The sequence below is a fragment of the Limnobaculum zhutongyuii genome, assembly GCF_004295645.1.
GTDB lineage: Bacteria > Pseudomonadota > Gammaproteobacteria > Enterobacterales > Enterobacteriaceae > Limnobaculum > Limnobaculum zhutongyuii.
Genome location: NZ_CP034752.1, coordinates 4,552,183 through 4,569,820, shown reverse-complemented (window position 1 = coordinate 4,569,820; position 17,638 = coordinate 4,552,183). Strand labels below are relative to the sequence as shown.

General features: G+C 48.0%; 6 protein-coding genes. 5 read left to right on the top strand and 1 reads right to left on the bottom strand.

All coding sequences use genetic code 11. The features are described from left to right. The first annotated feature begins 314 nt into the window (after positions 1-314). The 3 genes from EKN56_RS20500 to EKN56_RS20490 all read left to right on the top strand — a co-directional run bounded on the left by EKN56_RS20500 (position 315) and on the right by EKN56_RS20490 (position 13,801). The gene (locus EKN56_RS20500) at positions 315-12,323 is read left to right on the top strand and encodes an Ig-like domain-containing protein (protein WP_130593488.1); all 12,009 of its coding nucleotides are present in this window, start codon (positions 315-317) and stop codon (positions 12,321-12,323) included. A 125-nt stretch (positions 12,324-12,448) separates the two neighbouring features. Then, complete coding sequence (locus EKN56_RS20495; RefSeq protein WP_130593487.1) at positions 12,449-12,715, top strand: hypothetical protein; 267 nt, start codon at positions 12,449-12,451, stop codon at positions 12,713-12,715. A gap of 102 nt (positions 12,716-12,817) precedes the next feature. After that, positions 12,818-13,801: an OmpA family protein gene (locus tag EKN56_RS20490; RefSeq protein ID WP_168189694.1), complete on the top strand. Its 984-nt coding sequence runs from the start codon at positions 12,818-12,820 to the stop codon at positions 13,799-13,801. A 60-nt stretch (positions 13,802-13,861) separates the two neighbouring features. Here the strand turns inward: EKN56_RS20490 and EKN56_RS20485 are convergent, their stop codons facing one another. Then, positions 13,862-15,196 carry an NCS2 family permease gene (locus EKN56_RS20485; protein WP_130593485.1) on the bottom strand — a complete coding sequence of 445 codons (1,335 nt, stop codon included), beginning with the start codon at positions 15,194-15,196 and terminating at the stop codon, positions 13,862-13,864. Between the two features lie 255 nt (positions 15,197-15,451). Here EKN56_RS20485 and yieH point away from each other — a divergent pair, with 255 nt between their 5' ends. Next, positions 15,452-16,120, top strand: a complete 669-nt coding sequence (gene yieH / locus EKN56_RS20480; RefSeq protein WP_130593484.1) for a 6-phosphogluconate phosphatase — start codon at positions 15,452-15,454, stop codon at positions 16,118-16,120. Positions 16,121-16,234: 114 nt separating this feature from the next. Continuing rightward, the gene (gene mdtG, locus EKN56_RS20475; RefSeq protein ID WP_130593483.1) at positions 16,235-17,479 is read left to right on the top strand and encodes a multidrug efflux MFS transporter MdtG; all 1,245 of its coding nucleotides are present in this window, start codon (positions 16,235-16,237) and stop codon (positions 17,477-17,479) included. Positions 17,480-17,638 lie beyond the last annotated feature (159 nt).

The window sequence follows — 17,638 nt, the reverse complement described above, 5'->3', positions numbered from 1 at the left end:
AAAATCAACCAATTATCTAAATCAATATAATTTAATTTATTTACATTACTATCAAAAAATAATATTTAAAAAAATAAAAAACAACATTATTAAAACAGAAAATAAAATCAAAAACCTTCTTATAAATTACCCATCCATTATCGGACAGCGAAAATAAAAAACAACACAACTATTATATCCCCACACCCCGGATAAATGACGCGAAAAACAAATATGTTGTTCGCGTTTGCTGCATCTAAAAATGATAACAACACATCATTATCAGATAACCACTAATTTCGGGTAAACGAACAAAGTCTAACGGAGCTATCCACATGAGTAAGAACGCCAGTTTATTAGTGAATTCAGGAAACAGTACCTCTCAAGTAATTTCTCTTAATGCCCAAAAAACTATCAAGATTAAAATCCAGCCTGGAAGTAAATATGTTCTCAAAAATGAAGATGATAACTTTGCACCAGAGAACATAACGCTCCAACGCAATGGCGATAACTTAAATATCATTCTTGAAGGTGATTCAAACCCGGCAATTGTTATTGAAGATTACTACGCTACAGGCAATGACCAAGCCTTACTGGGTATGGCTGAAGACGGTCAACTGTATGCTTATATGGTAACGGATGGTTCTGCTGAAGGTTATTTGCTTGAAGATGGCAGCCTGGCACCGGCAGCGCTGGCTGGTACATCATTGGGCGATGGCTCTTACCTGTTTGCCAATACCGAAACTGAAGACGATAACAACCTGATGGCTTTATGGCCATGGTTCCTGGGTGCAGCCGTAGCAGGGATCGCAGGCGGTGCCATTTACAATCATAACAAGCACCATAATAAAGGTTCATCTACACCAGAAGCGTCTCCTGAACAATCTGTTGCAGAGCCAAAAGTTGCTGCGGTACCAACCTTGAGTGGCGCAACAGATATGACCGGTACCATTACTGGCCCTATCAGTTATGGCTCTTCTACTGACGAAAAAAATCCAATCATCTATGGTACTGGTGAAGCTGGTAATACCATCACTATTTACGATAATGGTATCGCTATCGGTACTGCAATTGTAAACGCCGATGGCACCTGGAACTTCAAACCAGAAACCGCACTAAAAGATGGCGATCACAAGATTACCGTTACTCAAACCGAGCCATCAGGCTCAATCAGTGCTCCCTCTGATGATTTCTCATTTATCGTTGATACCATAGCCCCGCTAAGACCATTATTTGGCGATATCATTGATAATGTTGGTGATATTCAAGGCCCGATTGCTAATGGTGCAACCACTGATGATGCACGTCCTGAAATTACTGGTACCGGCGAGCCCGGCAATACCGTCACTATTTTCATTAATGGTGAGGAAGTAGGTAAAGCTATCATCGACAGTAACGGAAACTGGACCTGGACGCCGGAAACGGATTTAGCCGATGGTCATTATCAAGTAACCATCACAGAAACAGATATAGCAGGTAATGTTAGCCCGCTTTCACCAACATTTGACTTTAATATTGATACTTCGGTTCCGGTTGTAGTTGATGTGGATAATACGCCTCCAGCTAAACCGGAAGCACCAACCGCCACTGACAATGTCGGTGATACCACCGGTGCTATCGAGCCGGGCAGTAAAACCGATGACGCTACGCCAACCTTTAACGGTGAAGGCGATGCCGGCGACACCATTATCATCAAGGATGGTGACGAAATCATTGGTTCGGTGATTGTTGATGAAGACGGCAAATGGGAATGGACCCCGGAAACTGACCTGAGCGAAGGCGATCACAGCATTACCGTTATCGAGAAAGACGAAGCGGGTAACGAAAGCGCACCGTCTGATGCGATTGAGTTTAATGTCGACACGGTAGCGCCAGCTAAACCAGAAATCCCAACCGCCACCGATAATGTGGGCGACACCACCGGTGCCATTGAGCCGGGCAGCAAAACCGACGACGCCACCCCAACCTTTAACGGTGAAGGCGATGCCGGTGACATTATCATCATCAAGGATGGTGACGAGGTTATCGGTTCAACCGTGGTGGACGAAGACGGCAAATGGGAATGGACCCCGGAAACTGACCTGAGCGAAGGCGATCACAGCATTACCATTATCGAGAAAGACGAAGCGGGTAACGAAAGCGCGCCGTCTGATGCGATTGAGTTTACCGTCGACACCATTGCCCCGGCCAAGCCGGAAGCACCAACCGCCACTGATAACGTGGGCGACACTACCGGTGCCATTGAGCCGGGCAGCAAAACCGACGACGCCACGCCAACCTTTAACGGTGAAGGCGACGCCGGTGACACCATTATCATCAAGGATGGTGATAAAATCATTGGTTCAGTTATCGTTGATCAAGACGGCAAGTGGGAATGGACCCCGGAAACTGACCTGAGCGAAGGTGAGCACAGCATTACCATCATCGAAAAAGATGAAGCGGGTAATGAAAGTGCGCCGTCTGATGCGATTGAGTTTACTGTCGACACCATTGCCCCAGCCAAACCAGAAATCCCAACCGCCACCGATAACGTGGGTGACACCACTGGTGCTATCGAGCCGGGCAGCAAAACCGACGACGCCACCCCAACCTTTAACGGCGGCGGTGAGCCGGGCGACACCATTATTATCAAGGACGGTGATGAAATCATTGGCTCAGTCATCGTGGATGAAGACGGCAAGTGGGAATGGACGCCGGAAACCGAGCTGAGCGAAGGTGAGCACAGCATTACCATCATCGAAAAAGATGAAGCCGGTAATGAAAGTGAACCGTCTGATGCGATTGAGTTTACCGTGGATACTATTGCCCCGGCTCTGGCTAATGTCAGTATCACCGACAACGTCGGTGCCGTTACCGGCTCCCTGAAAGATGGCGATATCACCGATGACAACACCCCGACCTTCAGCGGTCAGGCCGAAGCCAACGGTATGGTTATCATCTATAACGGTGACGACGTGATTGGCTCAGCTAAAGCCGATGCCAACGGTGACTGGACATTTACTCCGGATACGCTGGCTGACGGTGACTATCAGTTCACCACCACCGTAACCGACCAGGCCGGCAATACCAGCGAAACAACTCCGGTAGTCCATATCACCATCGATACCAGCGTAATTGAAGTGACCATCAGTAAACTGGTGGATAACGTGGGTGATATCACCGGCGATATCAAAACCAATGGTGTGACCGACGATGCCCGTCCGGAAATTATCGGTGAAGGTAAAGCCGACAGCATTATTAATGTGTATGACGGTGAAACCCTGCTGGGCTCCACCACCGTAGATAACGAAGGACACTGGAGTTTCACACCGACCACCGATCTGAGTGAAGGTGAGCACAGCATTACCGCCACCGCGACAGGTAAAGCCGGTAACATCAGCGAGCCAACCACAGCCTTCACCTTTACCGTGGACACGGTTGCGCCGGCCAAACCGGACGCACCAACGACTACCGACAATGTAGGTGATACCACCGGCGCTATCGAGCCGGGTAGCAAAACCGACGATGCTACGCCAACCTTTAACGGTGAAGGCGATGCCGGTGACACCATCATCATCAAGGACGGCGATCAGGTTATCGGTTCAACCGTCGTCGACGCAGACGGCAAATGGGAATGGACCCCGGAAACCGACCTGAGTGAAGGCGATCACAGCATTACCGTTATCGAGAAAGACGAAGCCGGTAATGAAAGTGAGCCATCTGATCCGATTGAGTTTACCGTCGACACCATCGCACCGGCTAAACCGGAAGCACCAACAGCTACCGATAACGTGGGCGACACCACCGGTGCCATTGAGCCGGGCAGCAAAACCGATGATGCAACGCCAACCTTTAACGGCGGCGGTGAGCCGGGCGACACCATTATTATCAAGGACGGTGATGAAATCATTGGTTCGGTGATTGTGGACGAAGACGGCAAATGGGAATGGACCCCGGAAACTGAGCTGAGCGAAGGTGAACACAGCATTACCATCATCGAGAAAGATGAAGCCGGTAACGAAAGTGAGCCATCTGATGCGATTGAATTTACTGTGGATACTGTGGCGCCAGCTAAACCAGAGGCACCAACCGCCACTGACAATGTCGGTGACACCACCGGCGCTATCGAGCCGGGCAGCAAAACCGACGACGCCACCCCGACCTTTAACGGCGAAGGCGATGCCGGTGACATTATCATCATCAAGGATGGCGATCAGGTTATCGGTTCAACCGTCGTCGACGCAGACGGCAAGTGGGAATGGACCCCGGAAACTAACCTGGCAGAAGGTGATCACAGCATTACCGTTATTGAGAAAGATGAAGCGGGCAATGAAAGCGTACCGTCTGACCCGATCGAGTTTACTGTCGACACCATTGCCCCGGCCAAACCAGAGGCACCAACGGCAACGGATAACGTGGGCGACACCACCGGTGCCATCGAGCCGGGCAGCAAAACCGACGACGCCACCCCGACCTTTAACGGCGAAGGCGATGCCGGTGACATTATCATCATCAAGGATGGCGATCAGGTTATCGGTTCAACCGTGGTCGACGCAGACGGCAAGTGGGAATGGACCCCGGAAACCGACCTGAGCGAAGGCGATCACAGCATTACCGTTATCGAGAAAGACGAAGCGGGCAATGAAAGCGTACCGTCTGACCCGATCGAGTTTACTGTCGACACCATTGCCCCGGCCAAACCAGAGGCACCAACCGCCACCGATAATGTCGGCGACACCACCGGCGCTATCGAACCGGGCAGCAAAACCGACGACGCCACACCAACCTTTAACGGCGAAGGCGACGCCGGCGACACCATCATCATTAAGGATGGCGATCAGGTTATCGGTTCAACCGTCGTCGACGCAGACGGCAAGTGGGAATGGACCCCGGAAACCGACCTGAGCGAAGGCGATCACAGCATTACCGTTATCGAGAAAGACGAAGCGGGTAATGAAAGCGTACCGTCTGACCCGATCGAGTTTACTGTCGATACCATTGCACCAGCTCAGGCTAATGTAAGCATCATCGACAACGTGGGTGCCGTTACCGGTGCACTGAAAGATGGCGATATTACCGATGACAACACCCCGACTTTCAGCGGTCAGGCGGAAGCCAACGGTATGGTTATCATCTATAACGGTGACGACGTGATTGGCTCAGTTAAAGCCGATGACAACGGTAACTGGACATTTACTCCGGATACGCTGGCTGACGGTGACTATCAATTCACCACCACGGTTACCGATACCGCCGGCAATACCGGTGAAACTTCTGCCATCGTGCATATCACCATCGATACCAGCGCAGTTGCTGTGACCATCACTAAGCTGGTGGATAACGTGGGTGATATCACTGGCGATATCAAAGCTAACGACATCACCGACGATGCCCGTCCGGAAATCATTGGTAAAGGCAAAGCCGACAGTACTATCAATGTGTATGACGGTGAAACCTTACTGGGTTCAACAACAACGAATGAACAAGGTAACTGGAGCTTTACACCAATCACAGACCTGAGCGAAGGTGAACATAGCATTATTGCTACCGCCACCGACAAAGCCGGTAACGTCAGTGCGCCAACAGATGCCTTCACCTTTACCGTGGATACCGTAGCGCCATTACTACCAACTATTGAATCAGCAGAAGACAATGTAGGTATTATTACTGGCCCTATGAGTAGCGGTAGCTTTACGGATGATTCGACACCAACACTGAGCGGTAAAGCGGAGAAAGGCAGCACTGTTAACGTATATGATGGCGAAACCCTGTTGGGTAGCACCACCGCAGACAGCAACGGCAAGTGGTCCTTCACTACTGAAGCCCTGGCTGAAGGTGAGCACAAGTTCCACGTTACCGCTACTGATACCGCAGGCAACGTCAGCGATAAATCTACCGATTTTGTACTGACCATGGACTTCACCAGCCCGGATAGTAGCCTGCTGGCTATCACCGGTGTTAATGATACCGTAGGTGCTTACACCGGTAACATTGAGTCTGGTAACACTACCGACGACAGCCGTCCAACCATCAGTGGTACCGGTACTTCCGGTGACACTATCATTGTGTATACCAAAGACAGCAGTGGTAGCCATGAAATTGGTCGTACGGAAGTAGATTTTGAAGGTAAATGGAACCTGCAACCAGCTACAGCCCTGAAAGAAGGTGAAAACGAGTTCACCGCAGTAGAAATAGATCCGGTAGGTAATATTACCGATCCAAGCGATAAGTACAGCATCACTCTGGATACCTCAATACCTGAAGTTCCAGTATTGGAATCCGTCAATGATAACGTGGGTAGTATCACCGGTGACCTGAACAAAGGTGATTTTACCGATGACAACACACCAACGTTCACGGGTACTGGTGCTAAAAACGGTATCGTCACTCTTTATAACGATGGCGTAGAAATCGGTACGGCTAAGGTTGATGCTGATGGTAAGTGGTCATTCACTCCGGCAACAGCGCTGACTGATGGTGAGTATAAGATAACCGTTGATACTACCAACACAGTAGGCCAGATCAGCGATAAGACTGATATGTTCAACTTTGTGGTGGATACCACTGCGCCGGGAGCAGCCACCGATCTGGCGATTACCGACAACGTCGGTGCTGTCACCGGCGCCCTGAAAGATGGCGACACCACCGATGACAACACACCGACCTTCAGCGGTCAGGCAGAAGCCAACGGGATGGTTATCATCTATAACGGTGATGAGGTGATTGGCTCGGCTAAAGCCGATACCAACGGTGACTGGACATTTACACCTGATGCGCTGGCAGACGGTGACTATCAGTTCACCACTACCGTGACTGATGCCGCTGGTAATACTGGTGCAGCTTCTGCCACCGTGCATATCACCATTGATACCAGTGTTGTCACTGTAGCCATCACTAAACTGGTGGATAACGTGGGTGATATTACCGGTGATATCAAAGCTAACGACTTCACCGACGATACGCGTCCGGAAATCATTGGTGAAGGTAAAGCCGACAGCGTCATCAAAGTATACGACGGTGAAACCCTACTGGGTTCCACCACTGTAGATGCCGAAGGTAACTGGAGTTTCACACCAGCTACCGATCTGAGCGAAGGGGCACACAGCATTACTGCTACTGCAACCGACAAAGCCGGTAACGTCAGTGCGCCAACAGATGCCTTCACCTTTACCGTGGATACCGTGGCACCAACCACACCAACCATCGATTCGGCTGAAGATAACGTAGGTGATGTACAAGGCACATTAACCAGCAACAGTTCTACTGATGACACCACACCGGCACTGAGCGGTACAGCCGAGAAAAACAGTACGGTTAATGTGTATGAAGGTGAGACCCTGCTGGGCAGCATCACCGCCGACAGCAACGGCAAGTGGACTTTCACTACTGAAGCCCTGGCCGAAGGTGAGTATACGTTCCACGTCACTGCCACCGATGCCGCTGGTAACACCAGCCAACCGTCAAATGACTTTGTACTGGATATCGACTTTACCGCTCCGGGTATCACCACCAATCTGGCAATTACCGACAACGTCGGTGCTGTCACCGGCGCCCTGAAAGATGGCGACACCACCGATGACAACACCCCGACCTTCAGCGGTCAGGCAGAAGCCAACGGGATGGTTATCATCTATAACGGTGATGAGGTGATTGGCTCGACCAAAGCTAATGCCAGCGGTGACTGGACATTCACCCCGGACACTCTGACAGACGGTGACTATCAGTTCACCACCACTGTCACTGATGCCGCTGGTAATACCGGTGAAGCTTCTACTACCGTGAATATCACCATTGATACCAGTATCGTCACAGTAACCATCACTAAACTGGTGGATAACGTCGGAGACATTACCGGTGATATCAAAACTAACGACATCACCGATGATGCCCGTCCGGAAATCATTGGTGAAGGTAAAGCTGGTAGCGTCATCAACGTCTACGATGGTGAAACTCTGCTGGGTTCAACGACAGCAGATGCCGAAGGCCACTGGAGCTTCACGCCAGCCTCTGATTTAAGTGAAGGAGAGCACAGCATTACGGCCACCGCCACCGACAAAGCCGGTAACACCAGCGAACCAACCACCGCCTTCACCTTTATCGTGGACACCGTGGCACCAACCGCGCCAATCATCGATTCGGCTGAAGATAACGTGGGCGAAATTCAGGGAACATTAACCAGCAACAGTTCTACCGATGACGCTACGCCAACCCTGAACGGTACTGCCGAGAAGAACAGTACAGTTAACCTATATGATGGTGAGACTCTGCTGGGCACCACCACCACAGACAACAACGGCAAGTGGACTTTCACTACCGATACCCTGACTGAAGGTAAGCATACGTTCCACGTCACTGCCACCGATGCCGCCGGTAACGTCAGCCAACCGTCTAATAACTTTGTACTGACCATGGACTTCACTGCCCCGGATGCCAGCAAACTGGCTATCACCGGAGTGGATGACCAAACCGGTATCGTCACGGGTAATGTTAAATCCGGTGATATTACCGATGAGACTCGTCCAACCATCAGCGGTACCGGTACTGCCGGTGACACTATCATTGTGTACACCACTGATAGCGCAGATAAGCACATTATTGGTAGCACAACGGTAGATGCCGAAGGTAATTGGAATCTGAAACCGGCTGAAGCACTGGTTCAAGGTGAAAATAAATTTACTGCTGTAGAAATGGATCCTGTGGGTAACCTCACTGACCCATGTAAACCATACACTATTATTTTGGATACCTTTGTATCAGACGCTAAAGTCACTATTACTGAGATTTCTGATGACCGTGGCGGCTCAAGTACAGACTTTATTACCAACGATAATACGCTGTTAATTAGCGGTACTCTGGATAAAGCCCTTCTGTCTGATGAAACGGTAGAAATCACATTGGATGATGGTAAAACCTGGACTAAAGCAACAACACTCACCGATACAGGATGGACCGTTGACCTGCAAAGTACTGAACTGGACGCTGGGGATTACATCATCAAAGCCCGAGTAGTAGATACTGCCGGTAACATTGGTAGCACAGATAACCATGCGTTAACTATCGCACTGGAAGGCCGTGATATGAACGGTCTGAACACAACGGCGAAGATATCTACTGATACCAGCCATGGTCTGGTGAGTGGCGACATCTTCAGCCACAGTGCAACAATTACCAATACCGATATGGTGACTCGTGACAGTAATGTAACCGTCAGCGGTACCTTAAGTGCAGCACTGCTAACAGGTGAAAAACTACAGATCTCGCTGGATAACGGTGTGACCTGGGCAACAATCACCATGAGCGGTAATAACTGGAGCTACGTATTGCCTGAAGTGTCAGTAGACACGACTTACAACTACAAGCTACAGGTTATTGATAATGCAGGTAACGTAGGTAAAAACACGGCGTTTGCCGAAAACTACAAAGTAGTCATTGACCTGACAGTGCCAGATGCTCTGACAGCTGCTCCGGATATTGCTACCCATGTCAGCACCAAAGATTCGTTCACTTTCGACAGTAGCCATTACGGTTCTGTCGAGGCTGGTACTATTGTTGCCCTGGTTAGTGATGAAAACGGCAACGGTAGCTATCAGGAGGGCCTGGATCAGGTACTGGGTTTTGCTAAAGCAAATGCAGACGGCAGTTGGAGTCTGACTACTTCCCTACCTGCCGGGGCACATAACCTGGCGTTTATGGTGTGGGATGAAGCGGGTAACCATTCCAGTATGGGTGCCAGCACCAGCGTCGGGGTAACTGACGGTGAAGGTAGCTTACTGATTGCTCAATCATGGGGTGGTACCACTGACGCCGATGGACGTGGCCTTAACTCTGCCGCCGTAACTATCAGCCAGGACGGTTTATGGTCATTCTTCCAAAGCGTACGCGGCACTTCAGGTACAACTACTGCTAACGCCGGTCGTGTGTATACCGCCACCGATCAGGAGAACTACAACTCTACTTATCTGGCACAACCATCCACCTCTAATGGTGCTGGCTATAACGTCGATGATGCCTCCTATAGTCGCTACATTAACTCGGCGGTATTTGCAGATATCAACCGTGATGGTTACACCGATGTCATGTCACAGGTTAGTTCATACGGTAATGGTGGTCGTACTGCTTACTGGATGCAAAATGCTGACGGTTCCTTCTCGCCGAAGGCAGTGGATCAGGGAACGCTGAATCATCTGGGTGGCGTGATTGCCTATGACCGTGAAGGTGATGGCTATCTGGACTTTGTACTGGCTGACTCCGAGTCAGACTCCATTTCATTCCTGAAGAATGTTAACGGAGTACTGTCTTACGAACAGGCATCAGGCTTCTCTACCGGTCATCCTGGTGGAGCTATCCCGGCAGCCCTGAGCATTATGCACGAAGTGGGTGCTGTGGATATTGATAACAACGGTACCGTAGATATTACCGCACACGTTGACTACAACGGAGCCGGAGTCAACGCAGGTAACGGTTCTCGTGGTCTGGGTATTCTGTATAACGAACTAACTGGTACAGGAAAAACTAACTTCGGTACTGTTGGTTACTATGCCAACGTGTTTTCTAACGATGGTGCAGATGACTACGGTAACCTGTCTATCTCCATGACCTATGCTGACTATAATGGCGACGGCTGGCTGGATCTGTTCTTAAGTCGTGGTACTAAAGGCGGCGCTAACAGTGATGAAAGTCGTATCTATCTGAATGATGGTACCGGTAAGTTGATGGCAACGGATGCACAGGCGCTGTGGTTCGGTGACAAGCAAGTTGGTGGTACATCACTAGCAGTAGACTGGAACCACGACGGTAAGATGGACATTATCGAAGTTCAGCGTTCTGGCATAAGTGGTAGCCCAATGTTGTACACCAACAACGGCACTAACGTCTGGGGAGCGAACGCAGTTAGCCTGACGGGTAGCACCAAGTTTGACAATATTACCGGTGCTGTAGCGCTAGACTACGACTGGGATGGTTCAATGGACCTGGTGTTATACCGCTCCGGCAGCGATGCCGGTGTAGTATCCAGCACCAACTCGGCTCCAACACTGTTAGTGAAAAATACCAACATCGCAGCAGATGGCACCAGCCTGCAGATTCGTATTGTTGACGGTAATGGTATCAATACTTTCTACAGCAACACCGTCAAATTGTATAACTCTGCGGGTGTATGTGTAGCAACCCAATTGATTAACCCACAGGCTTCCGGTTCTAGTAACAGTATGGGTCTGGTGAGCTTCTTCGGATTAGATCCAAATGAAGTGTACTCAGTGCAACTGCTACGTATCACTAACGGAGTCACTGACCATGTAGGCGCTACTTCCAGTATTGGTGGTTATACCAACAATACGGTTAACCTGAACTGGGGTGGTCTGACTACCGGTAAGTCACACGATGCCTACGTACTGACAGCGGAAAGTACTGATGCCGTCAACAATACTACAGGCACCGCGGGTATTATCGGTACTGGCTATAACGATACCTTCTTCGGTTCTGCCGGTGACGATACCTACACAGGTGGTGGCGGTTGGAATCGGGTGATGAGCGGTCAGCAAGTCTGGAGTGAAACGGAAGGTATGGACATTGTTGATTACAGTCGTTCCGCTTCAGCTATTACTGCAGACCTGAAGACCGGCGTTGCAACCGGACAAGGTAATGACAAGCTGATCAGCATCGAAGGTCTGATTGGTACTGATAAAGACGATACATTTACTGATAATGCTGCAAATAACCTGTTTGAGGGGCGTGGTGGTAATGACACCTTCCACCTGACAAACGGTGGCAATGATACGCTGATGTACAAAGTACAGGCTGGTAAAAGTAGCGACAGTACTGGTGGTAATGGCCATGACACCGTATATGGCTTCACCGTGGGTAACCTACTGACCAATAACAATGCTGACCTAATCGACCTGAGCGACGTGTTGAACTATTCCGGCCCATTGTCCTGCTTTATGGATGACGGAGTAATGAAACTGGATTCAGCCTCTCAGGGAATACTGAATTATCTGAAAGTTGAACAGGTTGGTAGCGATACCATCATCAGCATTGACCGTGATGGTAAAGGCGGTGCCTATGGTTTCGAGGAACTGTTAACACTGAAAGGTGTGAGTACTGACCTGGTGACACTGCTGTCTAACAACCAAATAGAAGTGGGTGATGATACCTTGACCAGTGGATCTTCCGGTACACATTCACTGTTATCAACTACTCAGCAATCACTACTCTCTATTTCTCAGATGTTTACTGCTGGTGACGATATGCTGTTCGGAACCGATAAAGCAGACATCCTGATGGGCGGTCTGGGCGATGATACCTTTAACAACATTAGTACTGGCGATCAGGTTATGGGGGAGCGGGTAACGATGTTATCAAGATAACCTCAACAGACTTCGCCTCTATTTCCGGTGATGAAGGCATTGATACTCTGGTTCTGGCTGGACATGACTTACTGCTAAACCTGAGTGCACTGAAAGATAACCTGAGCTCAGTAGAGATCTTCGATATGGGTAATGGCCATAACACCATGACCGTTTCTCTGGATGATGTTCTGCGTCTGGGTTCAGAAGAACTGGCAATTCACAATGGTGATAAAGCGATTATCGTCAATGGTGAAGAAGGTAGCACCCTGAAGTTAGAAAGTGGTGACGGCCAGTGGACCATGTCGCAAAGCAATTACCAACATGACGGTAACACTTACAACGTCTGGACCATGAGTGCTTCCGGTATTGAAGTGCTGGTCGAAGAAACCGTTAGCCCAATCATCATGTAATTGAGAACTGAAGTGGCCGTCATCTGATGGTCACTTCGAAAAACATTGCCTGATTTTTAGTAAGTAAATCATTCAGGAATAGTTATGTTTAAGGAAGATAAAATGTCACACGTAAATAAATATTCATCATTGTGCCGTAAATCAGCAGTCAGTCTAATTTCCGCACTGTTAGCTTTTAACGTTATGGCCAACCCTGTGTCTGATAATGACGCTATGATATTTGATTCGGTAGATACATCAACCGGTCCTACTGCATCTACATCAGGTCCCGCTGTCATTATGAAGCATACCGGCTTGCAGTATCTGCCTGTTGGCAAGATTGACAGTTCACTATCTCAAATTGTGTTTTATAACCCTAAAAAATCCAGCAATAACACCATTGGTGTGGCTGATGTTTATGTGGATCGCGAATTTCAGGGCGCATTAAGAGAAGGTCAATTTAGCGTATTCTGTCTGCTACCGGGTAAACATATTATTGAGGCTTATAAAAATGATGCGCCTCACTATAAAGGGAAAGAAGTACCAAGAACTATCACTCAACTCATTGGCGGAAAAACCTACTTTGTTGAAACTAACTCGGATAAAGATAACGGTACACCGGTGCCGGTAACCCGTGTCGCAGCAGAAAGCCAACTGTTTGGCTATAAAAGCAGCGCCACCATTAACCGGGCTTCCGCTGTTAAACCTTGTGAATATGTCGGTGGTATGTCGCAGTTAGGTAACGTACTGTTCAACTTTGCCGGTAACAAAGTGTCGGATATCGAGGCCGGTGGCATAGAGATAGTTAAAAATATGGCAAAACATATTAATAGCCTGCCTCAAATTCAACGGGTAGATATTGTCGGTCACGCAGACCCAATCGGTACGCCTGAATTTAACCAGAAACTGTCGGAACTACGTGCAGAAACAGTAAAAAAACTGCTGATATCCTATGGTGTATCAGGGTCATTACTGTTTACCAGCGGCGAGGGTGCCAATAACCCAACGGTGAACTGTGATAGTCTGGAGAGCAAAGAACGCAACTACTGTAACCGGGCAAACCGTCGGGTAGATGCTCTAATTCAATCCAATGATAGTGCGGAATAAAATTCGTTAATACATTAAATAAAAAACCGGCCTGAAATTCAGGCCGGTTTTTTTATCAAATTAATGATCGACAAAAACAATCTTAATCAAAAACAGTAAAGCAACAATCAGTACGCAAGGGTTAATTTCTCTCCAGCGACCAACGCCTGCTTTCATCACACAGTAAGAGATAAAACCTAAGGCAATCCCTTCAGTAATCGAGAAAGTAAACGGCATCATTACCGCGGTAATAAATGCTGGCGTTGCTTCGGTTAAATCATTCCATTTTACGCGAGACAGGCTGGAGGTCATCAGAACCCCCACATAAATCAATGCACCGGCAACCGCATAAGGCTGAACCATTTTCGCCAGTGGCGACAGGAAAATAACCAGCAGGAACAATAGACCAACCACCACTGCCGTTAGCCCGGTTCTTCCACCAACAGAAACCCCGGAAGAACTTTCAATATAGGTAGAAATAGAAGACGTACCCAAATAAGCACCGGCGGTAGAAGTAATACTGTCTACCATTAATGCCTGCTTCATACGTGGGAACTTACCGTTTTCATCTGCCAGCCCAGCTTTGTCGGTTACCGCAATTAGCGTACCGGAAGAGTCAAACAGGTTGATCAGCATAAAAGAGAAGATAATTCCGGCTAAACCGATATCCAGCGCCCCTTTTACATCCACCTGACCAACAATACTGGCAATGCTCGGTGGTGCAGAAAAGACGCCCTGATAGGTTACATCGCCCACTATCAGGCCAATACCTGTAGTAACCACAATGGAGATCAGCACGGCGGCATGAATATTTTTGGCTGCCAGTACGGCAATAATGAAGAAACCTAAAATGCCTAACGCAACATTCAGAGAGGTCAGGTTACCTACCGCCACCAGCGTATCCGGATTAGGTACAATAATACCGGCATTTTTCAGCCCCATCATACCGATAAACAAACCAATACCACTGGTAATACCAACACGCAGACTAACCGGGATACTGGAGATCATCCAGTAACGAATCCGGAACAACGTCAGTAACAGAAAACCAAAAGAGCCCCAGAAAATAGCGCCCATGGCGACTTGCCATGAATGGCCCATCGCCCCTACAACCACAAAGGCAAAAAAGGCGTTTAGCCCCATGGCTGGTGCCAGTGCAACCGGCAGATTGGCTAAAACCCCCATAAAGATGCTACCAAATGCAGCAACCAGGCAGGTGGTAACAAAAACCGCTTCGGTATCCATTCCTGCTACCCCTAAAATCTGAGGGTTAACAAAAACGATATAAACCATGGTTAAAAAGGTCGTAAAGCCAGCTACAATTTCAGTTCTTATGGTTGTACCATGTTGATTTAACTGAAATATGCGCTCTAGTAATCCTTGCCCATTAGCAGGTCCAGAAACTGGTTTGTTCATTTTAATATCCGGGAAGAAGATGAAGTAATAGAAACTAAGCCGCTACATATACCAAAATACGCAATCGATTACATGAATTATTTAAGTTTTTATCATTAAGTTCTGGTTATGATGGGTCGTTTTGTACTACAAACTCTATGATAAGTATCAAAAAATTCAAAATAAACAAAGATCTATCATTTTTTGAAACGCTGTTTTAATATATACAATGCCACATGGCATGAAACACATTGGTCACTTGTAAAGGAATAAATTATGCAACCGGTTGAATGCGTGCTGTTTGATAGCGATGGCACCTTAGTAGACAGCGAGATTTTATGTTGTGAATCTTTTTCTAACGTTTTTAAGAGTTATGGCATTCCGCTTTCCACAGAAGAATGCATAAAACAGTTTAAGGGAACCAATCTCTATAAAGTGTTTGCTCAAGTCAGGGAGACCTATGGTCTCGATCAGCCTGACGAAAAACTGGAAAAAGAGTACCGACAGGATATGGCACGGTTGTTTGAACTGAGCCTGAAGCCTATTGAAGGGATCCGCCCTTTACTGGAAGGTATTACTGTTCCTATGGCCGTTGTTTCTAATGGTCCGGTGAGTAAAATGCAGCACTCTCTGGGGTTAACCAAACTGATTGATTTCTTTGGCGACCATTTATATAGCGCTTTTGATATCCAGCGTTGGAAACCCGATCCGGCATTGCTGGCATTTGCCTGTGATAGCCTCGAGATTCCATTAGAAAAATGTATTTTAGTTGAGGACTCCGTCGCAGGCACTCATGCGGGTATTGCTGCCGGTATCCCGGTATTTTACTACTGTGCCGATCCACACAACCAGCCAATCGATCACCCTCTGGTCACCACATTCTATAATATGAGTGAACTACCGGAGTTATGGAAAGAAAGAGGCTGGAATATTTATCAGTCGTAAAATTGATTTACCGCCCTGTTTTAGCTGAATTCCAGTTTTAAAAGGGCGGTATTAGTGGCATGCTGAGATTGTGTATTAAACACTCGCCGTAATGCCACCCTATACAGGTTAAACATGCCAACAGAAGATCCCGCGACCATAGACCCCTCTCCGCCAGTTAACTGGCAGAGAAACCTGATGGTGGTTTGGATTGGATGTTTTCTCACCGGCGCAGCCTTTAGTCTGGTGATGCCTTTCTTACCTTTATATGTAGAACAACTCGGCATAACCGGCCACCGTGAGCTGAATTTATGGTCAGGTCTGGTTTTTAGTATCACCTTTTTATTTTCTGCTCTGGCTTCCCCTTTTTGGGGTGGGCTAGCGGATCGCCGTGGACGAAAACTGATGCTGCTTCGATCAGCGTTGGGTATGGCAATTATTATGGTGTTAATGGGGCTTGCTCAGAATATCTGGCAATTCCTTGGATTACGCGCAATGTTAGGAGTATTGGGCGGATTTGTACCCAACGCTAATGCGCTGATTGCTACTCAGGTACCCCGCAATCGCAGCGGATGGGCATTGGGAACGCTGTCAACCGGTGCCGTTAGTGGCGCACTGTTAGGACCACTAATTGGTGGTTTTCTGGCAGACCGTTACGGCCTGCGCCCGGTATTCTTTATTACCGCCAGCGTACTATTTATCTGTTTTCTGCTTACCTGGTATGCGGTTAAAGAGCAGTTCACCCGTGTTCACAAGAGAGATATGTTGAGTGGACGGCAAGTTTTTGCTTCATTAAAAAAACCAAAATTAGTATTAGGATTATTTATTACTACCATGATTATTCAGGTAGCTACCGGTTCTATTGCACCAATTCTGACGCTGTATGTGCGGGAAATATCGAATAATATTGAGAATCTGGCCTTTATCAGCGGATTTATTGCTTCCGTTCCGGGATTTGCGGCCCTGTTAAGCGCACCACGATTAGGCAAATTGGGCGATCGCATCGGGCCGGAGCGCATTTTGATAGCCATGCTGATTTTCTCCATTCTGGTGCTGATCCCCATGGCGTTTGTACAAAACCCATGGCAACTGGCCGTTCTGCGTTTTCTGCTAGGAGTAGCTGATGGTGCGCTGTTACCTGCGGTACAAACCCTGTTAATTTATAACTGCAGCAATCAGGTAGCCGGACGAATATTCAGCTATAACCAATCATTTCGCGATATAGGCAACGTTAGTGGTCCACTGTTGGGTTCCAGCGTGGCGGCAACCCTTGGATTTCGTGCAGTATTTGTCGTTACTGCTATAGTGGTATTGTTTAATGCCATCTACTCTTACTGGTTTCTGGCAAGAAAAGTACATGAGCCCCCATCGGAAGAGTAATTTATTTTCCAAAAGGTGTTTCATCCGCTAAAACTATTGTTAGAGATTCATTATTTATCCCAAATACAGAAAAATTTATTCGCAATTAGCCCAGTAGATAATTTCTATCTTATTTATTTAACTGGATTAAATACGTTATCGATTGCGTGTGATCATAAT